Annotated in this window: 23 protein-coding genes; 12 read left to right on the top strand and 11 right to left on the bottom strand. The window is 70.5% G+C overall.

Annotated elements, in window-relative coordinates; translation table 11 throughout:
- Positions 1–42: 42 nt before the first annotated feature.
- The 4 genes from OG589_RS05515 to OG589_RS05530 all read right to left on the bottom strand — a co-directional run bounded on the left by OG589_RS05515 (position 43) and on the right by OG589_RS05530 (position 3,099).
- Positions 43–270: a hypothetical protein gene (locus OG589_RS05515; protein ID WP_405146758.1), complete on the bottom strand. Its 228-nt coding sequence runs from the start codon at positions 268–270 to the stop codon at positions 43–45.
- Positions 271–300: 30 nt separating this feature from the next.
- Positions 301–537: a hypothetical protein gene (locus OG589_RS05520; protein ID WP_405146760.1), complete on the bottom strand. Its 237-nt coding sequence runs from the start codon at positions 535–537 to the stop codon at positions 301–303.
- 314 nt (positions 538–851) lie between these two features.
- On the bottom strand, positions 852–974 hold the full coding sequence (locus OG589_RS05525) for a hypothetical protein (RefSeq protein ID WP_405146762.1): 123 nt from the start codon (positions 972–974) through the stop codon (positions 852–854).
- A 55-nt stretch (positions 975–1,029) separates the two neighbouring features.
- Positions 1,030–3,099, bottom strand: a complete 2,070-nt coding sequence (locus OG589_RS05530; RefSeq protein ID WP_405151962.1) for an ATP-dependent DNA helicase — start codon at positions 3,097–3,099, stop codon at positions 1,030–1,032.
- A 425-nt stretch (positions 3,100–3,524) separates the two neighbouring features.
- On the opposite strand from OG589_RS05530, the gene OG589_RS05535 reads away from it, so the two are divergent.
- On the top strand, positions 3,525–5,387 hold the full coding sequence (locus OG589_RS05535) for a hypothetical protein (protein WP_405146764.1): 1,863 nt from the start codon (positions 3,525–3,527) through the stop codon (positions 5,385–5,387).
- A 23-nt stretch (positions 5,388–5,410) separates the two neighbouring features.
- Positions 5,411–7,009 carry a Na+/H+ antiporter gene (locus OG589_RS05540; protein ID WP_405146766.1) on the top strand — a complete coding sequence of 533 codons (1,599 nt, stop codon included), beginning with the start codon at positions 5,411–5,413 and terminating at the stop codon, positions 7,007–7,009.
- 23 nt (positions 7,010–7,032) lie between these two features.
- On the opposite strand, the gene OG589_RS05545 is transcribed toward OG589_RS05540, so the two are convergent.
- Complete coding sequence (locus tag OG589_RS05545) at positions 7,033–7,290, bottom strand: UBP-type zinc finger domain-containing protein (protein ID WP_405146767.1); 258 nt, start codon at positions 7,288–7,290, stop codon at positions 7,033–7,035.
- Positions 7,291–7,412: 122 nt separating this feature from the next.
- Here OG589_RS05545 and OG589_RS05550 point away from each other — a divergent pair, with 122 nt between their 5' ends.
- The 4 genes from OG589_RS05550 to OG589_RS05565 are packed head-to-tail and all read left to right on the top strand — an operon-like array spanning position 7,413 to position 9,813.
- Entirely contained in the window at positions 7,413–8,678 is a 1,266-nt protein-coding gene (locus OG589_RS05550; RefSeq protein WP_405146768.1) for a Gfo/Idh/MocA family protein, read from the top strand.
- A gap of 24 nt (positions 8,679–8,702) precedes the next feature.
- A complete protein-coding gene (locus OG589_RS05555) occupies positions 8,703–9,071 on the top strand; it encodes a hypothetical protein (RefSeq protein WP_405146770.1) in 369 nt (122 codons plus the stop codon).
- A 56-nt stretch (positions 9,072–9,127) separates the two neighbouring features.
- A complete protein-coding gene (locus tag OG589_RS05560) occupies positions 9,128–9,469 on the top strand; it encodes a YidH family protein (RefSeq protein ID WP_405146772.1) in 342 nt (113 codons plus the stop codon).
- The gene (locus tag OG589_RS05565; protein ID WP_405146774.1) at positions 9,466–9,813 is read left to right on the top strand and encodes a DUF202 domain-containing protein; all 348 of its coding nucleotides are present in this window, start codon (positions 9,466–9,468) and stop codon (positions 9,811–9,813) included. The genes OG589_RS05560 and OG589_RS05565 overlap by 4 nt, the downstream gene beginning before the upstream one ends.
- A gap of 59 nt (positions 9,814–9,872) precedes the next feature.
- Here OG589_RS05565 and OG589_RS05570 read toward each other — a convergent pair whose 3' ends face one another.
- Positions 9,873–10,988, bottom strand: a complete 1,116-nt coding sequence (locus tag OG589_RS05570) for a ferritin-like domain-containing protein (protein ID WP_405146776.1) — start codon at positions 10,986–10,988, stop codon at positions 9,873–9,875.
- A 93-nt stretch (positions 10,989–11,081) separates the two neighbouring features.
- On the opposite strand from OG589_RS05570, the gene OG589_RS05575 reads away from it, so the two are divergent.
- A complete protein-coding gene (locus OG589_RS05575) occupies positions 11,082–11,732 on the top strand; it encodes a TetR/AcrR family transcriptional regulator C-terminal domain-containing protein (RefSeq protein ID WP_405146778.1) in 651 nt (216 codons plus the stop codon).
- A 47-nt stretch (positions 11,733–11,779) separates the two neighbouring features.
- Here the strand turns inward: OG589_RS05575 and OG589_RS05580 are convergent, their stop codons facing one another.
- A complete protein-coding gene (locus OG589_RS05580; RefSeq protein WP_405146780.1) occupies positions 11,780–12,715 on the bottom strand; it encodes a hypothetical protein in 936 nt (311 codons plus the stop codon).
- Positions 12,716–13,126: 411 nt separating this feature from the next.
- On the opposite strand from OG589_RS05580, the gene OG589_RS05585 reads away from it, so the two are divergent.
- Positions 13,127–13,615 (top strand): glutathione peroxidase, encoded by a 489-nt coding sequence (locus OG589_RS05585; protein ID WP_405146782.1) that lies wholly within the window; start codon positions 13,127–13,129, stop codon positions 13,613–13,615.
- Between the two features lie 9 nt (positions 13,616–13,624).
- On the opposite strand, the gene OG589_RS05590 is transcribed toward OG589_RS05585, so the two are convergent.
- A complete protein-coding gene (locus OG589_RS05590; RefSeq protein WP_405146784.1) occupies positions 13,625–14,623 on the bottom strand; it encodes a LacI family DNA-binding transcriptional regulator in 999 nt (332 codons plus the stop codon).
- A 166-nt stretch (positions 14,624–14,789) separates the two neighbouring features.
- Between OG589_RS05590 and OG589_RS05595 the strand changes: the two genes are divergently transcribed.
- The 4 genes from OG589_RS05595 (at position 14,790) to OG589_RS05610 (ending at position 19,248) form a co-directional block, all read left to right on the top strand.
- Positions 14,790–16,013 carry an ABC transporter ATP-binding protein gene (locus OG589_RS05595; RefSeq protein ID WP_405146786.1) on the top strand — a complete coding sequence of 408 codons (1,224 nt, stop codon included), beginning with the start codon at positions 14,790–14,792 and terminating at the stop codon, positions 16,011–16,013.
- 241 nt (positions 16,014–16,254) lie between these two features.
- The gene (locus tag OG589_RS05600) at positions 16,255–16,815 is read left to right on the top strand and encodes a hypothetical protein (RefSeq protein ID WP_405146788.1); all 561 of its coding nucleotides are present in this window, start codon (positions 16,255–16,257) and stop codon (positions 16,813–16,815) included.
- Positions 16,816–16,864: 49 nt separating this feature from the next.
- Complete coding sequence (locus OG589_RS05605; RefSeq protein ID WP_405151963.1) at positions 16,865–18,565, top strand: DUF4012 domain-containing protein; 1,701 nt, start codon at positions 16,865–16,867, stop codon at positions 18,563–18,565.
- Positions 18,565–19,248, top strand: a complete 684-nt coding sequence (locus OG589_RS05610; protein WP_405146790.1) for a hypothetical protein — start codon at positions 18,565–18,567, stop codon at positions 19,246–19,248. Before OG589_RS05605 ends, OG589_RS05610 begins: the two co-directional genes overlap by 1 nt.
- On the opposite strand, the gene OG589_RS05615 is transcribed toward OG589_RS05610, so the two are convergent.
- The 3 genes from OG589_RS05615 to OG589_RS05625 are packed head-to-tail and all read right to left on the bottom strand — an operon-like array spanning position 19,226 to position 22,618.
- On the bottom strand, positions 19,226–20,590 hold the full coding sequence (locus tag OG589_RS05615) for a polysaccharide biosynthesis tyrosine autokinase (protein ID WP_405146792.1): 1,365 nt from the start codon (positions 20,588–20,590) through the stop codon (positions 19,226–19,228). The two genes, OG589_RS05610 and OG589_RS05615, sit on opposite strands and share 23 nt — an antisense overlap.
- Positions 20,591–20,594: 4 nt before the next feature.
- Positions 20,595–21,632, bottom strand: coding sequence for an MraY family glycosyltransferase (locus OG589_RS05620; RefSeq protein ID WP_405146794.1), 1,038 nt, complete (start codon positions 21,630–21,632; stop codon positions 20,595–20,597).
- Positions 21,629–22,618, bottom strand: coding sequence for an NAD-dependent epimerase/dehydratase family protein (locus tag OG589_RS05625; RefSeq protein WP_405146796.1), 990 nt, complete (start codon positions 22,616–22,618; stop codon positions 21,629–21,631). The genes OG589_RS05620 and OG589_RS05625 overlap by 4 nt, the downstream gene beginning before the upstream one ends.
- Positions 22,619–22,624: the final 6 nt, after the last annotated feature.

The following is a 22,624-nucleotide window of genomic DNA, read 5'->3' on the forward strand; positions in this document are numbered from 1 at the left end:
GCGCTCGGCCGGGACATTCCGCCGAGCGCGCCCGGAGCATCGTTACCGGTACAGCCAGAGACCGAATCCAGGGCTGTCCCACTTGCACTGGTACTTCTGCGCGTAGTGCACGCGGACGTAGGCATCCCCGGCCGAATAGCACTCACCCGAGGTCGGGAAGACTTCTACCAGCTTCCACGAGGCGGCCATGGCGGGGGTGGCGGCCATGCTCACGGCGGCCGCCGCTGTGGCGATGAGGACGGCTACGGCCCGTCCGGGCTTGCGTCGCATATCGGATCCTCCTTGCGGGTCGTGCTTGGATTACTTGACCGTCTGCACCCAGAGGGCGAACCCTGGGCTGTCCCACAGGCATTCGAAGTCACGGGCGTACTTCGCCCGGATCAGCGCGTTCCCGGCCGCCCGGCAATCCGCGGACGTCGGATAGATGGCATAGAGCACTCGCGAGGACGCGAAGGCCGGAGAGACCACGGACATGGTCGTCACTGTCGCCGCGGTCGCGACGAGGACGGCCAGTCCCCGCTTAAGGCTGACAGACATGATGCTGTTGCACTCCGTTTCATGAGCTTGGCTGCATATGTGATCGAGGTACCTGCGGCCCAAGGCGGCGGCCTGCCCGGACGCGATCGTCGATCCCGTTCACACCTCGAGATCATCTGGCGCGGACCCGTCCCTCCTCTCGATCGTGATCGCCTTACGAGCAACGATCGACGCGGAGACCACACATTCGCCACACAGCCTCCACACGCGGGAACCGCAGCCACATCAACGGCAGCGTGCCGGGTCGCGCAGACCGACGGTCCGCAGTCGCGATCGGGAACCGCGGGGCGGCCGGCCGGAGGTGGGAATCAGATTCACGGAGCCGCCGGCTCCCCGCCCGTCGCCGGATCGGTGGCGGTCGCCCGGCAGATCGCGGAGACGCGCACGCCGGTCCTGCCCCTGGTCACCGCGCGCGGCGGGCGACCTGGGTGAACCATTGTGGACTCCCCACGACTCGGCCGGCGGCGGTCGCCGGGAGTGCCGGGCGTCCGGTCAGGCGGTGGCGGTGAGGCGGCGTAGCGCGGCGCGCACCTTCTGGGGGTCGCTCGTCGTCCAGAACGGCGGCAGCGAGTCGCGCAGGAAGCTCCCGTAGCGGGCCGTCGCGAGCCGGGGATCCAGGACGGCCACCACGCCCTTGTCGCTCTGACCCCGCAGCAGCCTTCCGGCTCCCTGGGCGAGCAGCAGCGCGGCGTGGGTGGCCGCGACGGCCATGAATCCGTTGCCGCCCTTCGCGGCGACGTGCCGCTGCCGGGCGGACGCCAGCGGGTCGTCGGGCCGGGGGAACGGGATGCGGTCGATGATCACCAGGCTGAGCGAGGGCCCCGGCACGTCGACGCCCTGCCACAGCGACAGCGTGCCGAACAGGCAGGTGGCGGGGTCCTCGGCGAACTGCTTGACCAGCAGCGACGTGGAGTCGTCCCCCTGGCACAGCAGCGGCACCTCCAACCGCTCGCGCAGCGCCTCGGTGGCGGCCTTCGCGGCGCGCATGGACGAGAACAGCCCGAGCGTGCGGCCGCCCGCCGCCTCGATCAGCTCGGTGATCTCGTCGAGGTACTCCTTGGGAAGGCCGTCGCGCCCCGGCTGGGGAAGGTGCTTGGCGACGTAGAGGATGCCGCTGCGCGCGTGGTCGAAGGGTGAACCGACGTCGAGGCCGACCCAGTCCTTGCGCTTCTGGCCGGTCTTGGGCTCGGGACCCGCCTGGCCCTCGCCGGGCTTCTCGGGGGACGCCCCGGAGTCGTCCTGCTCCGGCCGGGCCTGGAGGCCGCCGTCGTCGGGGCGGGCGGGGCCGAGGCCCCACTGGCGGGCCATGCCCTCGAACGTGCCGCCGAGGGCGAGCGTGGCGCTGGTGAGGATCACGGTGCGGTCGGCGAACAGCTTGTCGCGCAGCATGCCGCCGACGCTCAGCGGCGCGACCTTCAGCATGGCGGGACGGCGGTCGGTCGCCCCCTCCAGCCACACGACCTCGGCCCTGTCGACCTCGGAGTCGCCCCCGAAGGCCTCAAGGATGCGGACGGAGGTGTCGTGCAGCTCGTCGAGCGCGGTGAACGCCGCCTTGCGCTGCCCGGCCTTCTCGGGATCGTCGTTCTTGCCCCCGCCCCACATGTCGCCGCCGCGCGAGCCCATGGCGGTTATGCAGGCGAACGCGGCGTCGCGGAGAACGGAGAGCGTGTCCCCGAGGACCTGCGGGAGCTGGTCCAGGCGGCCAGGCGGTGCGGCGGCGAGCAGCGCCTTCAGGTCCTCGCCAGCCTCCTGAAGGCGGTCGGCCACGCCCTGCTCGATGAGCCGCCCGACGCGGCGTACGGTCGTCGCGACGGCGACCTCGGACAGCTCGTCGGTGACCACGCTGGTCACCCGGTCGACGAGCTCGTGGGCCTCGTCCACCACGACGACGTCGTGCTCGGGCAGGACGGCGAACTCCTCCATGGCGTCGATGGCGAGCAGCGCGTGGTTGGTGACCACCACGTCGACGTTGCCCGCGCGCTCCCTGGCCTGCTCGGCGAAGCACTCGGCGCCGCTCGGGCACCGCTGCGCGCCGAGGCACTCCTTGGCGGTGACGGAGAACTGCCGCCAGGCCTGCTCGTTGACCCCCGGCACCAGCTCGTCCCTGTCGCCGGTCTCGGTCTCCTCCGCCCACTCCTGGATGCGCTGGACCATGCGCCCGGTGGCGCTGACCTCGCGCGGGTCGAAGAGCTGGTCGTCGTCCTCATCGGGCCAGGCGGCCGTCACCTTGTAGCGGCACAGATAGTTTCGCCTTCCCTTCAGGATGGCGAACTGTGGCTCATGGGGAAGATAGTCGGCGAGCGCCTCGGAGAGCCGGGGCAGGTCGCGGTCGACGAGCTGGCGCTGGAGGGCGATGGTGGCGGTGGAGACGACGACGGCGTTGTCCGACTCGATCGCGTGGCGGATCGCGGGCACGAGATACGCCAGCGACTTGCCGGTGCCGGTGCCCGCCTGGACGGCGACGTGCTCGTCGTGCTCGATGGCGTGCCGCACGGCCTGCGCCATCTTCACCTGGCCGGGCCTCTCGGCTCCTCCGACACCGGTGACGGCGGCGCTCAGCAGCTGCTCGACCGGCGGAAGGTCTTCTTCCTCTTCGAACGTCTCCTCGTCGTCATCGAGGGTGTCGTCGTCGTGCGGGACGACGTCGGTGTCGTCGAGGACGTCGTCGGCGGAGCTGAGGGAGTCGTCGAGCACGACACGCAACGCTACCGGCCCCCGAGGGGTCGCCGCGCCCCGAAACCGGTGGCGACTCGCGGTGCGTTCCGGGTTCATCTCGGCATTCCGGAAGCCGCATCACGCTCCGCGTGGCAGACTGACGGGGCTGGGTCCCGGGGGGTCAAAGAAGATCTACCGTACGCCTGACCCATTGTGGGGCGGGTGTGCGAGGGGTGGCCTGCGGGGTCTGCCATGACGGCGACGCGAACGGTTCGGTAGGGTTTCTGAGGTCGAGTGGACGAATAAAGGCTGGTTAAAGCACGATGTCTACCATGTCGGAAGTTGTCCCACTGCCATCGTTCGGTGAGGTGTTCTTCGACGCCCGTGGCCAGGAGCGTGTTCTCCGGGTCACCTGGCACGAGGGCACCCTGGTCCTCAGCCTGTGGCGGGGCGAGATGTGCACCGCCAGTTTCCGCATGCCGATGGACGACGTCGGCCGCCTCCTCGACACGCTCGACGAGGGTTACGCGGAGGCGGGCGGGGAGTACCCCGAGGGTGAAGCGGACTACGACGACGAGGCCGAGCACCAGGAGCAGGCCGAGTACGAGGAGTACCACGAGTACCCGGGAACGGGGCAGTACGCCCGCCCGGCCGGCGTTCCCGAAGACCACGACGACGACTACACACAGGCCCACTCCTACGCCGACGAGCAGGCCGCCTACGCGCGCGGCGTGGCCGGGGGCTACCCGGAGGAGACGGTGCCGGCGCTCGGGCCCAAGGACGTGCTGGTAGCGCGCGGTGCCGCGCCCGCCGTCGACAAACTGGTCGCCCCGCGCACCCGTCCCGCCGAGTACGCCCCGCCGGGCGACCGCCTCCCGCAGGAAACCGTTCCGCAGGGCCATGGCGAATACCCCCCGCAGGCCGTTCCGCAGGGTGACTACCCCGAATACCCCGCGCAGGCAGTTCCGCAGGGTGACTACCCCGACTACCCCGCGCAGGCCGTTCCGCAGGGTGACTACCCCGACTACCCCGCGCAGGCCGTTCCCCAGGGCGACTACCCCGACTACCCGGTGCCGGCCGCCTCTCAGGGTGACCACCCCGGGTACGCCGCGCAGGGTGACTACCCGGCGCAGCCCGGCTACCCCGCGCCCACCGACTACCCGTCTCATGCCGACTACCCGTCGAACGCCGACTACGCGGCGCAGGCCGACGCGGCGCTCGGGCTGGTCCCGCAGCAGTTCCCCCCGCAGGCCCCGCCGCCCTTCAGCCACCAGGCCCCGGCCCCGCTGCCGGAGACCGGCCCGCAGCAGGTGCCGCAGGCCGCCTCGGCCGACTACGGCGTCAACCCCGACTACACGCCCCCGAACGGCTACACGTTCAACGGCGACTACGCGGCGCCTGCCGACTTCGCGCCCCAGGGCGAGCAGGGCACGCGGTCCGACTACGGTGCGCGAGCCGACTACGGTTCCCAGGCCGAGTTCGGCGCCGGAGGCCGTTTCGGGCCGCACACCGACTACGGCACGACGGCGGAGCCCGGCTACGGCTCGACGTCCGAGTTCGGCACCGGGGGCGAGTTCGGCGCCACCGGCGAGTTCACGGCCCCGGACGAGTACGCGCCCAGGGGCGAGTACGCCGCCCGGGACGACTACGGGCCCCGGGAGGAGTTCGGGCCCACCGGCGAGTTCGGGCCGAGCGGTGAGTTCGGGTCCAAGCCCGAGTACGGCCGTCCGGCGACCGACCCCTTCGCGTCCGCCGACTACGCCACGCCCCCTCTCGACTACTCGGCCCCGCCGAGCTACGGCTCCTCGCCGGAGTTCCCCCCGCCTCCCGAGTACGGCGGCGCGTCCCGGTACGGCGACGCCGTACCGAGGGAGAACATGATCGTGAACGACTCCCTGCCCTTCGGCCAGCAGGCCGCCCCCGGGCAGCCTGGCCAGGCCTACCGCGCGGCCGACGAGGCTCAGGGATACGACTGGTCTCCGCAGGTCCCGGCGCAGTCGGCCGTGGACCCGTCCGACCCGCTCGGCCTCGGGTCCCTGGCGCAGTCGCCCGGCGACTCCACCGACCCGCAGCTGTCACGCCCGTACGTGCACGACCCGATGTACACGACCGGCGAGCGCGTCCGGCCCGACGGCAGGCCCCACACCGACGAGGCCGGCCGCCCATACCCGCAGGAGAACGGCCGCGAGTGGTGAACCGCGGCATATCCTGCTGATCGATGGATATTCCCACAGCGCTCCAGTTCGTGCTGCTCCCCGCCGGTGCCGTGGCTATCGCGGCCTTCGCGCGCCGGCGGGGCTGGCCGGCCCCCCTCCTGCTGGTCCTCGCCGGGCTGGTCGTCGGGCTGATCGGGTCCCACATTCCCGGCATGCCCAAGTACGAGCTCGATCCCGAGGTGGTGCTGCTCGTCTTCCTGCCGCCGCTGCTGTACTCGGCGGCGCTGGACAGCTCGTACCTGCGCCTGCGTGACTTCCGCAGGCCGGTGGGGCTGCTGTCGGTCGGGCTCGTGCTCTTCAGCGCGGCGGTGATCGGCCTGCTGATGCACCTCCTGATCCCCGGCCTGCCGCTGGCCGCCGCCTTCGCCCTCGGCGCGATCGTCGCCCCGCCCGACGCGGTGGCGGCCGTCGCGGTCGCCCGCAGGCTGGGGCTGCCGCGGAAGATCATCACGATCCTGGTGGGCGAGAGCCTGTTCAACGACGCCACCGCCCTCACGGCCTACCGCGTCGCGGTGGCCGCCGTCACCGGCGAGGGGGTCAGCCTTCTGGGGGCCTTCGGGCAGTTCACGTACGCCGCCGGGGGCGGGCTGCTCATCGGCCTCGTGCTCGCGTACGCCTTCGGGTTTCTGTTCAACCGCCTGAAGGACCCGCTGATCACCAACACGATCTCGCTGCTCATCCCGTTCGTGTCCTATCTCGCGGCCGAGGCGGCCGAGGTCTCGGGAGTGCTGTCCGTGGTGGTGGTCGGCGTCTTCCTGGGGCACCGGATGAACCGCGCCGACTACGGCACGCGGGTGGTCTCGTACTCGGTGTGGAAGGTCCTGGACTTCTTCCTGGAGATCATCGTCTTCACGCTGATCGGGCTCCAGCTCCCGCTCATCCTGGAAGGGCTCAGGGAGCAGGATCCCTGGCGCGTCGCGGGGTACTCCGCGGCGATCTTCGCGGCGGTCGTGGTGGCCCGCATCCTGTGGGTGATCCCCGGCGTCCACCTGCCCCGGCTGCTGTTCCGCCGGATCCGGGAGCGCGAGCCGCGGCCGCCGGCCTCCCACGTCGCGGTGATCGGCTGGGCGGGCATGCGGGGCGTGGTGTCGCTGGCCGCGGCCTTCGCCCTCCCGGTCGGCTTCCCGAACCGCGACCTGCTGCTCTTCCTGACCTTCGTCGTCGTGATCGGCACCCTGCTGGTGCAAGGGATGTCGTTCCCCTGGCTGATCAGGAAGCTGGGCGTCACCAGCGACCAGGAGGTCTACAAGGACAACCTCTCGGAGGCGGCGGCCCAGCAGGCGGCGGCCGGCGCGGCGCTCGCCCGGCTCGACGAGCTCACCAAGGAGGGCGTCATCGAGACGCACGCCGAGGTGATCGACCGGCTGCGCAACAACGCCGAGCGTCGTGCCATGGGCGCCTGGGAGCGCCTCGGGGGAGGCATCGGCCCCGAGGGCGAGGAGACGCCGAGCGCGCTGTACCGCAGGCTCCGCCGCTCGATGCTGGAGGCGGAGCGCTCGGTGCTGGTGCGGATGCGCGATGAGCGCCGTATCGACGACGAGGTGCTGCGCCGGGTCACCAGGGAGCTCGACTACGAGGAGGCGACCCTGGCGCGCGACTAGCGGTCACGTGCCGGAAGGCCGGCCTACCGGGCGGCCTTCGGGTAGCCGACGATCTCGTGCAGGTAGCACCAGAGCCAGCTCTCGCCGTTCTGGAACGAGCGCATCACCGGGTGGCCGGTCTGCTCGTAGTGCTCGGTCGCGTGGCGTCCCGGCGAGGAGTCGCAGCATCCGACGTGCCCGCATCGCACGCACTTGCGCAGGTGGACGTAGCGCCTGCCCTCGGCGAGGCACTCCTCGCACCCGTCGGGCGTGCGCGGGGGCGCCTCCGCGTCGATGGCCATGTCTTCACAGTCCAACAGTGATCCCCTCCTCGATCGTGAATCGTAGTGCAGCGCTTGCCCCCCATCCCGCTGGCGGTGTTCTAAGGTGCCTATTTATGCCGATAAATCGGCATAAATAGGCAATGAGGGGAACCATGGGCCAGGAGATGAGCGGTGGGAGCGCCGCCACGGAGGGCGGCGGGCGGCTTCCCGGCGGCGCGAAGCCTTCGGACGGTGGGGGGCCGGATCTGCGGATCGGGGTGGCGGGGTTCGGGTTGCGGCGGTCGGTGGCGCTGGAGGCGCACCGGCCCGGGCGGGGGAGCCGCGTCGTCGCCGTCTGCGACCCCCGCGAGGAGGCGCTCGCCGCCGCCCGCCGGGACCTCGGCCCCGGGCTGCGCACGACCGCCGGCTTCGACGGCCTGCTGGAGGACGACGTCGACGCCGTGATCATCCTCACCCCCGACCACACGCACGCCGGCCTGGCCGTACGGGCGCTGAGGGCGCGCAAGCCCACCTTCGTCGAGAAGCCGCTCGCGATCACCCTGGAGGACTGCGACCTGATCCTGCGTACCGCCCGCGAGCAGCGCACCCGGCTCTACGTCGGCCACAACATGCGGCACATGCCGGTCGTGCGCACGATGCGGCGGCTGATCGCCGAGGGGGCCATCGGCGAGGTGAAGGCGATCTGGTGCCGCCACTTCGTCGGGGACGGGGGCGACTACTACTTCAAGGACTGGCACGCCGACCGGCGCAACACCGGCGGGCTGCTGCTGCAGAAGGGCGCCCACGACATCGACGTGATCCACTGGCTGGCCGGCTCCAGGACCACCCGCGTCACCGGCATGGGCGGGCTGACCGTGTACGGCGGGATCACCGACCGCGCCGAGGGGCTGCCCGGCGACTGGTACGACCCGGCGCGCAACTGGCCCCCGCTGGCCCAGAAGGGCCTCAACCCCGTGGTCGACGTCGAGGACCTGTCCATGATGCAGATGCGCCTGGAGAACGGCGTCTACGCCGCCTATCAGCAGTGCCACTTCACCCCCGACTACTGGCGCAACTACACCGTGATCGGCACCGAGGGGCGTCTCGAGAACTTCGGCGACACCGAGACCGGGAGCGTGGTGCGCGTGTGGAACGCCGGGAGGCGGGGCTACGACCCCGAGGGCGACCTGACCGTGCCCGTCTTCGCGGGGGAGGGCGGCCACGGCGGCGCCGATCAAGAGCTGGTCAGCGAGTTCGTCCGGTTCGCCCGCGAGGGCGGTGTCACCGACACCTCCCCGGTGGCGGCCAGGGACAGCGTCGCCGCAGGGCTGCTCGCCACCGAGTCGCTCCGCAACGGCTCGGTGCCGCTCGACGTGCCGCCGCTCTCGCCGGATCTGGAGGAGTATTTCTCCGGCGGCCAGCGGTGAGTGAAGTTGGCTAGGGTCTTCACCATGCGATTCATCCCCCTGGCCGCAGCGTCCGCGATCGGTCTCACCCTGCTCACCACCGGATGCAGCACGGTCGACAAAGCCCAGGCCTGCATCGAGGCCAACAAGGTCATCAGCGAGACAGGCGCGAAGGTCGCGAGCCTGGCCAACGACCCGAAGGCCATGGAGAAGGCGCTCGAAGACGGAGCCGCCAAGCTGGAGGACGTGGCCAACACCGCCGGGAACACCACTCTGAACGAAGCCCTGCAAAAGCTCGCCGACAACTTCAAGAAGCTGAACGTCAACAACGCCAACGAGGCCGTGGACGCCACGCAGAAGGTCGCCAACGACACCGCCCAGGCCGTCAAGACGATTGCCCAGGAATGCACCTGACAGGCCCGAATAACCCGTCAACTCTAGGGGGAGTACTCGTAAATTAACCTTTCCTCATGGACATCGAGGGGCACGAACCGGACCCCCGGTTCACGCTGGCCAACGAGCGCACGTTCCTGACCTGGCTGAGCACGTCGCTGGCCCTGAGCGCGGGCGGCGTGGCCATGGCGGCCGTGCCGGGGGAGGTCTTCATCCCCTGGGTGAGCACGGCGCTCGCGGTCGTCCTGGTGCTGCTGTCCGCGCTGGCCGCCGCCATGGCCTACCCCCGCTGGCGTCACGTGCAGCGGGCGCTGCGGCGCCAGGCGCCCCTCCCGCCGCTCGCCCTGGCCCCGCTGTTCGGGTACGGCGTCGCGGCGGTGGCCGTGCTCGCGCTCATCCTCATCGTCGTGGCCCGATGACCAGGCCCGCGCGCCCGGCCGAGAGGGCAGGGCGGGACGGCCTGCACATGGAGCGCACCGCGCTGGCCTGGACGCGCACCGCCACGGCGCTGGGGGCCGGCGGGCTGATCGCGGCCGGGATCGCCGGGCGGCACTCCGGGGACGGCGTGGCCGTGGCCTCGTTCGCGCTCGCCGCCCTGTGCGGCGCAATCCTGCTGGCCAGGAGCGGCGTGCGGCACCGGCGCGTCCAGCGGGCGATCGCCGGGAGCCGCCCGCTGGACGCCGAGGCGGACGCCATGCTGGCGTGGGTGGGCGTGGTGGCCGCCGCCTCGGGCGCGCTCGTGTTCGTGCTCACCCTGCGCTGAGCCCCGCGGGCCTTGACGTCGGTGGTCGTGCGGACGACCACCCCCCGCGTCCGGCGGGCTCAGCCGTCGCCGCCGAGAGTGATCGTCTCGGCGATCTCCTCCGCCCGCTCCTCCTGCTCGGCGGCGAACCGCTCGGCGTCGAGCTTCTCGGCGATGTCCTCGTCCTGCCGCATGAGCGCGTCGAGGTTCTGGCCGGCCATGTCGAGCACGCCCATGTCGGCGTACGCCTTCCGCAGGCGCTCGCTCCACAGCCCGATGTCCTTCACGCACGGCACGATGCGGCTGAACAGCAGGGAGCGGAAGAGCTTGAGGTACTCCGACTCGTCGACCGCCTTCATGGCCAGCTTGACCTCGTCCGGTGAGAAGCCCTGGGTCTCCCACTGCTCGACGCCGCGCAGCCGGTCGCGCATGAGGTAGCAGCCCTCGATCACGAAGTCCTCGCGCTCGCGCAGCTCGGCCTCCGACAGCTGCTTGTAGTAGTCGCGCAGCGCCATCCGGCCGAAGGCGACGTGCCGGGCCTCGTCCTGCATGACGTACGCGAGGATCTGCTTCGGCAGGGGCTTGGTGGTGATGTCGCGCATCACCCCGAACGCCGCGAGGGCGAGGCCCTCGATCAGCACCTGCATGCCGAGGTAGGGCATGTCCCAGCGCGAGTCGCTCAGCGTGTCGTCGAGCAGGGCCTTGAGGTGCTCGTTGATCGGGTAGGCGATGCCCACCTTCTCCTGGAGGAACCGGGCGTAGGTCTCGGCGTGGCGGGCCTCGTCCATCGTCTGCGTGGCGGCGTAGAACTTGGAGTCCAGGTCGGGCACCGACTCCACGATGCGGGCGGAGCAGATCATCGCGCCCTGCTCGCCATGGAGGAACTGCGAGAACTGCCAGGCGGCGCCGTGCCGCCTGACCTCCTTGCGGGCCTTCTCGTCCATCTTGTGCCACAGAGGGGTGTCATAGATGGCGATGGACTGGTCGGGAATGCCCAGGACGTCGTAGGGGTCGACCTCGAGGCCCCAGTCGATGCGCTTGACCGAGTCCCACTGCTTGTCCTTGCCCTTCTGGTACAGGGCGAGCATGCGGTCGCGGCCTTCGTCGTACTCCCAGGTGAACCGGGAGGAGCCGGCCATCTCCACGTCCCAGGTGGAGAGCTCGGCGGGGATCGTGTAGAGCTCGTGCGTCGACACAGAGGCCTCCAGTGGAGAACGTACACCGTACGTACAACTGGAGAGTGGCACGTACGCTGTACGTACGTCAATGCGCAGGGAGAGAATGACCTCATGCCAGCCCTCACACGATCCCGCATCGTCGCAGCCGCCGTCGACCTGATCGAGCGAGAGGGCGCCGACGCGATCTCCATGCGGCGGATCGCGGCCGAGCTCGGCGTCGGGGTCATGTCGCTGTACAACCACGTGCCCAACAAGGCGGCGCTGCTCGACGCGGTGGCCGAGAGCGTGCTGTCCGAGATCACCTTCACCGACGACCCCTCGGCGGAGTGGACCGAGCGGGTGCGCATCCAGGCGCGGGCGTTCCGGCAGATCGCCCACCACTACCCGCGCTCGACGATGGTCGTGGTGAGCCGCCAGCTCAAGTCGCCCGCGGGGCTGTTCCCGGTCGAGCGCGCCCTGGCCACGCTGCGCGAGGCCGGCTTCGACGGCGAGGACGCCGTCGAGATCCTGCGCACCTTCATCGCCTACATCATCGGGTCGCTGCTGCGCGAGGTCGGCGTGACGCCCACGTTCGCCCCCGTGCACCGCGGGGACGTCCAGATGTCCGAGGTGGACACCGCGCTGTTCCCCGAGGTGGGCACGCTGGCGCCGCTGCTCGGCGTGTGCGACCACGAGAAGACCTTCGAGTACGGGCTCGACATGCTGATCCGGGCGGTGGCCGTGCAGCTGGAGGACTCCAAGGAGAGAAGCGCCCGGGGGTGATGTCCCCCCGGGCGCCGGAGTGCGCCCTTCCCCTGGGCACTCCCCTCTCAGTACCAGTTGTGCGACTGGAAGTGACCCCAGGCGCCGCAGGGCGAGCCGTAGCGCCCCTTGATGTACTTCAGTCCCCATCGGATCTGCGTGGCCGGGTTGACGCGCCAGTCGTGCCCGATGCCGACCATCTTGTACCCCGGCAGTGCCTGCGGGATGCCGTAGGCCCCTGACGAGGGGTTCTGCGCCCGGTGGTTCCAGTTGCTCTCCCTGGTCCACAGGCTGTCGAGGCAGCGGAACTGGGTCACCGGCCAGGATCGCTGGGTGACCAGGCGGTACGCGATCGCCTTGTTCCTGCCCTTGGGCGTCTTCGGCGCCCATACGCGCACGTTCGGATGCGCCGAGGTCCTCCACACCCCGCGGTGCACCCGGATGGGCATCCTCCTGGCGGCCCTCGCCACCCTGGCCGCCGTCACCGTCGCCTTCGGGGCTCCGATGAGCTCGGCCATTCCCGCGAGCCCCGCGCGGGTCCAGATCGGCCTCGCCGCCGGCGTCGTCCTGATCCAGGCGGGCCGGGCGCGGGACCAGGCCGTGCTCGCGGGCCGGCCGGGTAGAGCGGTCGCTCCTCGCGGTGCGGCGACGGAAGCCGTCGTCGCGTTCGCGGCATCGAGTGGAGCGAGGATCTCCGGAGCCAGTGGCGCCGGAGCGAAGGGGGCCTTCGCGGCGGTCGCGCCCGCTGGGGCGCCTGCCGTCGCGGGGCCCATGACGGGGCCTGCCGTCCCGGACGAGGTGGCTGTCGCCACTTCGGCCGGGGCCGTCTCCAGTGCCGTCTCGACCGGTCCGGTCTCGGCATTGGGTGGTTCTGCTGTGCCGGTGATGGCGTCGGCCGTTCCCGTAGACCCCGCGAGGGCCTGTGCCGGTCCGGCCGTCCCGTTCAGGGCGGCGGCGGCGATGACGGCCGCGACTGCGCCACGAAAAGCGCGGTTACTGTCCAAATCGGTCCTATTCATCGGGTCGCGTGCGGAAGGCGGCCGCACGCGGGCGGCCACCTCCGTCGCACGCCCGTGGCTCGGGCGTGCGACGTCCGCGTGGCCGTTCCGATTCGGTTGAAGACACTGGTGTCCCCGGAAGGCGCCGCGACGTGTTCTAGGGCGGTTTCTAGTGGCCGATCCGCCCGCGGCCCGCGATTCGCGACACGCCTGGGGAAGTTGTTTGCGATCATCGCGGTACATCTCTTCCGTATCGCGGGGGCGCGTTGGCCCGTGTCGTGCCCCACATGATCACCACATGATCCAGAAATGCCGGGCGGTTGAGGTTTGGCGCGGTACCGCCCGTGGACACGGGAAGGTCGGGACCCGCCGCCCGGCGAGCCGCCCACGGCGCGTATGCCTGACTAATGTGGCTTTATGAGTCTTAGGGATATTTCGGTGCGCACACTGGACGACGCGCCCACCACGCTTGGACAGCTCGTCGGCGACAAGGCCACCCTGGTGGTCAACGTGGCGTCGAGGTGCGGCCTGACCCCGCAGTACGCCGGCCTGGTCCGGCTCCAGGAGCGGTTCGGCGACCGGGGGTTCACGGTCGTCGGCGTGCCCTGCAACCAGTTCGCCGGACAGGAGCCCGGATCGGCCGAGCAGATCCAGGAGTTCTGCGTCACGACCTACGGAGTGGACTTCCCGCTGCTGGAGAAGCTCGACGTCAACGGCGAGGGCCGCCACCCGCTCTACACCTCGCTGGTGGCCGTCCCCGACGCCTCGGGTGAGGCGGGAGACGTGGCGTGGAACTTCGAGAAGTTCCTGCTCGACCGCGAGGGGAACGTCGTCGCGCGCTTCCGTCCCCGCACCGACCCCGAGGACGCCGCGGTCGTCGAGGCCATCGAGAAGGTGGTCGGCTAGCGGCGGCCCTCAGCGGCGCGGCCCGCAGCTTCCCCTGACGATCAGCTCGGTCGGCAGCGTGACCGTGCGCGACCGGCGTCCCTCGCGCAGCACCAGCTCGGCGGCGCGGTACCCCATGTCCTGGGCGGGCTGAGAGATCACGGTGAGCGGGGGATGGCACAGCTCCGCCCAGGGCACGTCGTCGAACATGATCAGCGAGATGTCGCGGGGGATGCGGAAGTCGAGCTCCTTGGCCGCGAGGACGGCGGCCTCGCCCAGTATGTTGCCCCCGGCCAGCACCGCGGTGAGGTCGGAGCGGTGCTGGAAGAGCCCGGCGGCGGCGGCGTACGCCGAGTCGCGGGTCGCGTGCGCGCGCACGATCAGCTCCTCGTCGACCTGGACTCCGAGCGCGGCCAGCGCCTCGCGGAACGCGCGTACGCGCTGCGACTGGCCGTGCCGTGACAGGAAGGCGATGCGCCGGTGCCCGAGACCCGCCAGGTACTCGACGGCCGTGCGGACCCCAGCGCGGTCGTCGGTCACCACGGACGGGACGTTCTCGCGCCCCTGCACCGGGCGCTCGGCGAAGACCACGCTCAGCCCGGCGCGGAACGCGGGCCCCCACATCTCGCCGTCGCCGCACGGCACCGCGATCACCCGCTCCACGCTCTCCTCGAGCAGCGAGCCGATCAGCTCCGCCTCCCGCTCGGGGTCGTCGCCGGTGGTGCCGATCATGACCGGCTCGCCCGCCGACTGGGCGCAGGCGAGCACGCCGTCGGTGAGCCTGCCGTAGAAGGTGTCGGTGATGTCGGGGACGAGGAGGCCGATGCCCCCGGTGCGCTGCCGGCGGAGGTTGCGCCCCAGGGCGCTCGGGCGGTAGTCGAGCCGGGCGGCGGCGGCCAGGACCTTCTCCCGCGTGGCCGCGCTGGCCGAGCCCGTGCCCGACAGCACGCGCGAGACGGTCGCCACCCCGACCTCCGCCGCCTCGGCCACGTCCTTGATGGTCGTACGGCGCTGTGCACTCACCTTCATGGAAACGATTCCATCATGGTTTCCACGCAGGAGCAAAGAACGGAACGCCATCTGAACAGTGTGAGGAGCCTATATTTCGGAAGGGCTTGACAGAGATGTCCGGTTCAGATGAGATTCATGAAAACGTATCCACATCCGGCGGCACCCGGACGCACGAAGGACTGTCATGGCATCAATCGTTCTGCGCAACGTTGACAAGATCTATGCCGGCGGTGTGAAGGCTGTGAACGGCCTCAACCTGGACATCCACGACGGCGAGTTCATGGTCCTCGTCGGTCCGTCTGGTTGTGGTAAGTCCACGGCGCTCCGCATGATCGCCGGTCTGGAGGACATCAGCGGCGGCGAGATCGCCATCGGCGACCGGGTGGTCAACCACCTGCCGCCGAAGGACCGCGACATCGCCATGGTCTTCCAGAACTACGCGCTCTACCCGCACATGACGGTCGAGGAGAACCTCGCCTTCGGCCTGAAGCTCCGCAAGATGCCGAAGGCCGAGATCGCCAAGCGCGTTCAGGAGGCCGCCAAGATGCTCGGCCTCGACCAGTACCTCAAGCGGAAGCCCGCCGCCCTGTCCGGTGGCCAGCGCCAGCGCGTCGCCATGGGCCGCGCGATCGTCCGCGAGCCGCAGGCGTTCCTCATGGACGAGCCGCTGTCCAACCTCGACGCCAAGCTCCGCGTCTCCATGCGCGCCTCGCTCAACCAGATGCACGAGCGCCTCGGCGTCACCACGGTCTACGTCACGCACGACCAGGTGGAGGCCATGACCCTGGGCGACCGGGTCTGCGTGCTCCGCGACGGCATCCTCCAGCAGGTGGACACCCCGCAGAACCTCTTCGACAGCCCGGTCAACCTGTTCGTCGCGGGCTTCATGGGCTCGCCGTCGATGAACTTCGTCAACGCCGAGCTGGTGCGCGGCGACTCCGGCGCGGCGGTGTCGTTCGCCGGCCTCAAGCTGCCGGTCCCCGAGTCCACCTTCGCCGAGAAGCCGGGCCTCGACCAGTACTTCGGCAAGAAGCTCATCCTCGGCATCCGTCCCTCCGACTTCGAGGACGCCTCCGCGGCCAACGGCAGCTCCACCGGCTGGGCCCACATCCCCACCCGCGCCGAGGTCACCGAGGAGCTGGGCAGCGAGATCAACGTCCTGTTCCTCATCGACGCCCCGCCGGTCGAGCACAAGGACACCGTGGCCGCCCAGGACACCGGTGACGACGAAGAGGCGGCCGTGCTGCCCCTCATCGGCGACAAGTCGCTGTGGACCGCCCGCGTCAACGCCCGCAGCCACGTCCGCCCCGGCCAGAACGTCGACCTCGTGGTGGACACCCAGAACCTCCACTTCTTCGACACCGACAGCGGTCTGGCCATCGGCCACTCCGCCAACGTAGGCCGCTGAGCCGGCGCCCCGGCCACGGGGCACCGAAAACGAACCTCCTCTCCCAGAGAAAAGCCCCCGCCGTGAACCCCTCCCACGGCGGGGGCTTTTTGGGCGACAAGGTCCGGTGATGCTTCGGTAAAGGCCGCGAGTCGGACAGGTACGCCCTCCGCCGACGATCGATATACATGCTTCTAGGGAAACGTTGCCCGTATTCGGGCCATATTTCCGTGGTCTGAATTATCGCCGTCGGGGAGTTCAAATGGCTGGGAAACGCGCGGTGCCTGTTCTGTTCGCGCTGGTCGCCGGATGTGGCGCGGTACTCGGAACGGCCGGAACGGCCGTCGCCGGAACCGGGCTGCCGTCATCGTCGTACGCTTCGAATCCGAATCCCTATCCGCCGCGCCCTGCCAGTGATGTCAAGAAGGTGTTCAACGAACTCGACGACCACAAGAAGGTGTTCAACGAAGACGACCACCATGCGGCGGACGGCGACGAAGTGATCCAGGGCGGCAAGATAATTCGCGAGGAGCACTCGGATGACGGCGGAGGGCATCACGCCGGCGGGTATCACTCCGGTGGTGCCGAGTCCGGTGGTGGGGCCGTCGGCCACGAGGCGGGAGGCCACCAAGCCGGTGGTGGCGCACCCGGTGGTGGCGCACCCGGCGGTGAGAAGCCCGGCGGCCAGAAAGCGGGTAACAGGCTGCCGTTCACGGGAGCGCCGGTGGGTGCTCTGGCGGGGATCGGCGGTGGCCTTCTGGCAGCGGGTACCGCCGGCGTTCTGATCTCCGTACGGCGTCGCCGATCCGCCGGTGCGCGGTAGGCGTCGTCGCCGGGTCGTCGCAGCCGTATCGCTCCCCGTCGCGGCCTTGGTGCTGGTCGGGGGCTGGTCGGTCCATCTCGGTCTCGGCGTGCGCGACCAGCTGCAGGCGACGAGGGACGCCCTGGAGCACCTACGAGCGGTGATGACCGCCCGTGACCTCGACCGGATGGCCGTGACGCTGGCGACCGCGCAGCGTCACGCGGCCGAGGCCCGGCGCCTCACCAGCGGTCTCGACTGGTCGCTGATCACCCACCTGCCCTTCGTGGCTGACGGCGCGACGACCGTGCGGGGCCTGGCCGAGACGGCCGCCGAGATCACCGACGTGCTGGCCCGCGTGCAGCGGACCGGCACGTCGTTTCTCGCGGCCGGGGCGGGCTCCGCGGACGACATGCGCCAGTTGCTCGACGGCCTTCGCACGGCGGCCCCGGTTCTCGACGATGCGGAGGCCCGGCTCGCACGGGTGCGCACCCGCCTGGTGGCCACCCCGGCTCGTACCGGGGCGGCCAGCCTGGACCAGGCGCGGGGAACGGCGCTGTACGAGCTGGACCGGTTGCGCCGCTGGATCGGCGGCGCCGCCACCGCCGCCACCGTGATCCCGCCGGTGCTCGGCAACGATGGCCCGCGTCGCTACTTCCTGGCCTTCCAGACCAACGCCGAGTCGCGGGGGACCGGTGGCCTCGTGGGCGCTTTCGGCGTCCTTTCCGCCGACCACGGCCGGATCGCCGTCCAGCGGCTCGCCGCCAACACCGGTCTGGACGCCAGTCCGCGCCCCGTCGCCGACCACGGCCCGGCGTTCCGCGCGCGGTACGGGGCCGGCGCGGTCGAGTTGCTCTCCGTCTCGAACCTCTCCCCGCACTTTCCCTATGCCGCGAAGACCTGGACCGCGCTGTGGGAGCGCCAGACCCACCAGCGGCTGGACGGCGCCATCGCGATCGACCCGGTCGGCCTGTCCTACCTGCTCGGCCTGATCGGGCCGGTCACCCTTCCCGGTGGGGAGAAGGTGACCGCGACGAACGTCGTCGACCTGACCGAGCGCGCCGCGTACGCCCGTTACACCGACCCGGCGGCGCGCAAGCGGTTCCTCGTCGGGATCGCGAAGGCCGTCAGCGAGGCGCTGCCCAGGTCCTTCGAGGACCCATCCCGGGTGCTGCCCGTCCTGAAGCCCATGGTGGAGGAGCACCGGATCCAGATGTGGAGCCGCCACGACGCCGAGCAGCGGCGCCTGTCCTCCACCGCGCTCGGCGGCGTGCTGCCGCGCCGGCCAGGACCGTACGCAGGACTGGTGGTCAACAACTCGGCCGGCGGGAAGCTCGACTACTACCTGAACCGCTCGCTCGACTACGAGCTGGGCCCGTGCCAGGCCGGGCGCCGCTCCACGACCGTGCGGGTCCGGCTCACCAACGACGTGCCGCGCGGGCCGCTGCCCTCCTACGTCACCGACAGGCTCGACGCTCCTCCGCGTCCCCGTCCCGTCGGTTCCAACCTGTTGTGGGTGTCGCTGTACGCCGGGGTCGGGGCCGAGATCAGGGCGGTGTCCGTCGACGGTGACCGGGTCTCGGTCATCAGGGAGGTCGAGCGCTCGCATCCGGTGTACTCGACCTTGCTGGAGCTGGACCCCCGCCAGTCGCGGACACTGCGGTTCGATCTCGTGGAGCCCGCCTCCGCGGAGCCGCCGGTGGTCCCGGTGCAGCCTCTGGTCCGCCCGCAGTACACCCGGATCACCCCCGACGCGCGGGGGTGCGCTCGCTGATGACCACGGTGCCCGACAGCTCGGCCGGCACCGTCCCTCCGGTGCCTCCCGGGCACGCGGGCTGCGGTCCACGATGCTGGAGAGACGCGGGAGCGGCGCCCGCGGCGCCGGAGGAGGCGCGTTTCCGCATCCTGTTCGTGTGCACGGGCAACATCTGCCGCTCTCCGCTGGCGGAGCGGCTCACCAGGTCGGCTCTCGGGCCGTGCCCGGCGGTCGAGGTGACCAGCGCGGGGACCGGCGCCGAGCGGGGGAGGCCGATGACCGAGCGCGCGCAACGGGTGCTGACCCGGTTCGGGGCGGACCCCGGAGGCTTCCGTTCCCGCCCGCTGACCCCTGAGCTGGTCGCCTCGGCCGATCTCGTGCTCACCGCCGCCTCGGAGCACCGCGCCCGGACGGTGGAGATGCGGCCCCTGGCCGCCGCGCGGACGTTCACCTTGGTCGAATTCGGCACCCTGGCCCTGGCCGTGCCGGCCGAGGTGGTCACCTGCCACCGGGAAGCCGTGCACAGGGCCCGCGCGCTGGTCGCCGAAGTGAGGGCGCTGCGCGGGCTGGTCCGGGTGGACCGGCCCGACATCGCCGACCCCTACGGTGGCCGCTCGCGGGCCTACCGGGTGGCGGGACGGCGGATCGCGGAGTCGCTCGCCGTCCCACTCGAGTTGCTCACACGTTCACCGGGGTCTTGACCTCGGCCCTGGCCTGGTAGCCGTACCCGTAGTACGCGGAGCGCTTGCCGGGCGCGAAGTTGAGCACCGCTCCGACGAGCCGGGCGTTGATCGAGGACAGTGTCTCCACGGCCCGGACGAGGTGCTCCCGCCGGGTCTTTCCGTACCGGGCGACGAGCAGCGTTCCGTCGCAGATGGCCGCGAGCGCCGCGGCGTCGGTGATGGGGAGCAGCGGCGGCGCGTCGATGATCACCATGTCGTGGTCGTCCACGAGCTGGGAGAGCACCGCGCGCATCCCGCGCGAGCCGAGCAACTCGCTCGGGTTGGGCGGAATCTGGCCGCCGGGCAGCACCGACAGGCTCGGCTCGCCCCAGGTCTGGATGACGTCCTGCAGGCGCGCCTTGTCGATCAGCACGTCGGTGAGACCGACCGAGCCCTCGATCCCGAGGTAGTCCGGGATGCGCGGGCTGCGAAGGTCGCCGTCCACCAGGATCACCCGCCATCCGGCCTGGGCCAGTGTGATCGCGAGGTTGGCCGAGGTGGAGGACTTGCCCTCGCCCGGCAGGCAGCTCGTGACCACCAGCGATTTGGGCTGCCGGTCGACTCCGATGAACTGCAGGTTGGTACGCAGCGAGCGGTACGCCTCCGACCTGGTCGACCGGCCGTTCTCCCGGACGATCAGGGGGAACCGGCGCGCGTCCCTCTCATAGGTGATCACCCCGAGGACCGAGCTCCTGGACATCTGCTGCAGGACCTCGGAGGTCTTGACGGTCGTGTCCAGCCGGTCGCGTACGACGAGCGAGCCGAACGCGAGCAGCAAGGCGATCAGCACGGCGAGCGCGATGTTCACCAGAGGACGGGGACTGACCGGGGTCCTCGGGACGTCGGCCGGGTCCACCACCGTGATCTTGACGGTGGGAGAGCTCTTGGGCGTGGGCCGCTCGATCTGGTCGATCAGCCGGGTGAACTTGGCGCCCAGGGCGTTTGCCAGGCGGGCGGCGCGTGCGGGATCGCCATCGGTGACCATGGCTCTGAGCAGCATGGTGGCCGGTATGGCCTCCGCCTTGACGCCGGCCTGCAGCCGCCGGACGTCCTCGCCGCCGGCGATCTGGCTGATCAGCCGGCGGCTGGTCAGCAGGTTGGCGTAGGACTGAACCCTTTGCGTCGACAGCATTCCCGCCTGGTACGCGGTGGTGAGACTGCCCACCTTGTCGTAACCGGAGACCATCATGGTGATCGTGGCGACGTACTTCGGCGGTGTCTTCGCGGTCACGACAAGCGCTGCGCCCACCGAGAGGACCAGCGACAGGATGACGAGCGGCCAGTTCCTGCGCGCGAGCCGTATGAAGTGGAGCAGATCCACCGGATCATCGCCGCCTTTCGGTGATCTTCGGAAGGTTTTCCAGGGGTTGGGCCGGGGGGTACACGCTGACGCCCTGCAGCAGGGAGATGAGGATGGTGGCGATCCCGCCCACCACGATCGCCGCGGTGAGCGGCGGGATCCAGCTGAGGGCGACGGCCAGGCAGAGCGCACCGGGCAGCGCCGTGATCATGCCGAGGGTCGCGGGAACCGTCCGCGCGCCGAGGCCGACCCGGCGGAGCCGGTGGGAGACATGGTCGGTGCCGCCTGACAGCGGCGAGCGACCCGCGCGTATCCGGGACACGAGTACGACGACGGTGTCGACGACCGCGACGAAGGTCCACAGGAGCAGCCCGGCCACGGTCATGACGACGCTCTGGCCCGCCACGAGGACTATCGCGGAACAGGTGAGGACGAACCCAATGAAAAGGGAGCCGGTGTCTCCCATGAATATCTTCGCGGGCGGCCAGTTGTGCGCCAGAAAGCCCAGGCACGCGAAGGCCAGCGCCCCCAAGAGCACCGCGAAGGACTGCTGGGAGTTCACGAGGGCCGCTCCGCCGAGGAAGGCGGCGGTGACCGTGCCGACGGTGCCCAGCGCTCCGTCCATGTTGTCCAGCAGGTTGAAGGAGTTGGTCATCAGGACGATCCACATGACCGTGATGGGCTTGTCGACCCATGTCTGGGTCAGCGTGATGTGGACGCCGGAGAGCACGACCCCGCCCGCCGCCACCGACTCCACGGTCAACCGGGTGACCACGGGCAGCGACGCGACGTCGTCGATCAGGCCGAGCGCGGCGACCGCCGTCGCGGCCAGCAGGATCACGGTGATCCGCCGGTCGGAGAGCCCGAGCACCACGGCCGTGGGCACGACCGTGCTCAGGACGATCGCGATTCCGCCCAGGTAGGGGGTCGGATGGTGGTGCGCCTTGTGCCCGCCGGGACGGTCGGTGAGATCCCACCGCAGCGCGAGGCGCCTCAGCGGCGGAGCGATCGCCGCGCTCAGCAGGCAGGCGGCCGCGGCGGCCAGGGTGATCGCTCCGTTCACCGTGTGGACACCGCGAGATCCTCGCGGGCCTCGCTGATGATCTCGGTCAGCATCGTGTCCAGGTCGCGGCGGGGCGTCCAGCCGGTCAGCTCCCACAGCTTGGTGGTGTCGGGAACTCTGCGGGTCATGTCCTCGAAGCCCTGTTCGTAGGCCTCGTGGTAGGGGATGAGATCGACTCCGGACGTGGATCCCACGCGCTCGATGATCAGCTTGGCCAGTTCCAGCATGCTGATCTCGTCGGCGGATCCGACGTTGAAGGTCTGCCCGATCGCCGCCTCGTCGTCGAGCAGCCGAAGGAGCGCGTCGACGGCGTCCGCGACGTGGACGAAGCAGCGGGTCTGGGTCCCGTCGCCGAAGACGGTGAGCGGGATGCCGTTGAGCGCCTGCCGCACGAGGCGGGGGATGACCATGCCGTAGGCCGGGCTCTGCCGTGGCCCGACGGTGTTGAACAGCCTCACGATGATCGTCGGCAGGCCGCGTTCCTTGTGGTAGGCGTTGGCGAGGATCTCGTCGACGGCCTTGGCGGTGCTGTAGGCCCATCGCACCACGGCAGGGCTCCCGAGGATGCGGTCGGAGTTCTCCCGCAGGGGCCCGGAGGAGTTCTTGCCGTAGATCTCGCTGGTGCTGGTGACGAGGATCTTACGGCGATAGCGGTGCGCCGCCTCGATGACGATCTCCGACCCGCGGATGTTGGTGGTCAGAGACCGCAGGGGCTGGTCGACGATCAGCTTGACACCGACGGCGGCGGCGAGGTGCACGACGACGTCACACTGGTGGACCAGCTCGTCGACCACCAGCTCGTCCAGGACGGACCCCTGCACGAACCGCAGCCTGGGGTGTGGGCGGAGATTGCCCAGTCGTCCGGTGGACAGATTGTCCACGACCACGACGGAATCGCCGCGAGCGAGCAACGCGTCGGCCAGATGCGAGCCGACGAAGCCGCTCCCTCCTGTGATCAGATAGGTGTTCCCTATTTGGGTGCTCACCGACTT

Source organism: Sphaerisporangium sp. NBC_01403 (genome assembly GCF_045040145.1).
Classification (GTDB): domain Bacteria; phylum Actinomycetota; class Actinomycetes; order Streptosporangiales; family Streptosporangiaceae; genus Sphaerisporangium; species Sphaerisporangium viridialbum.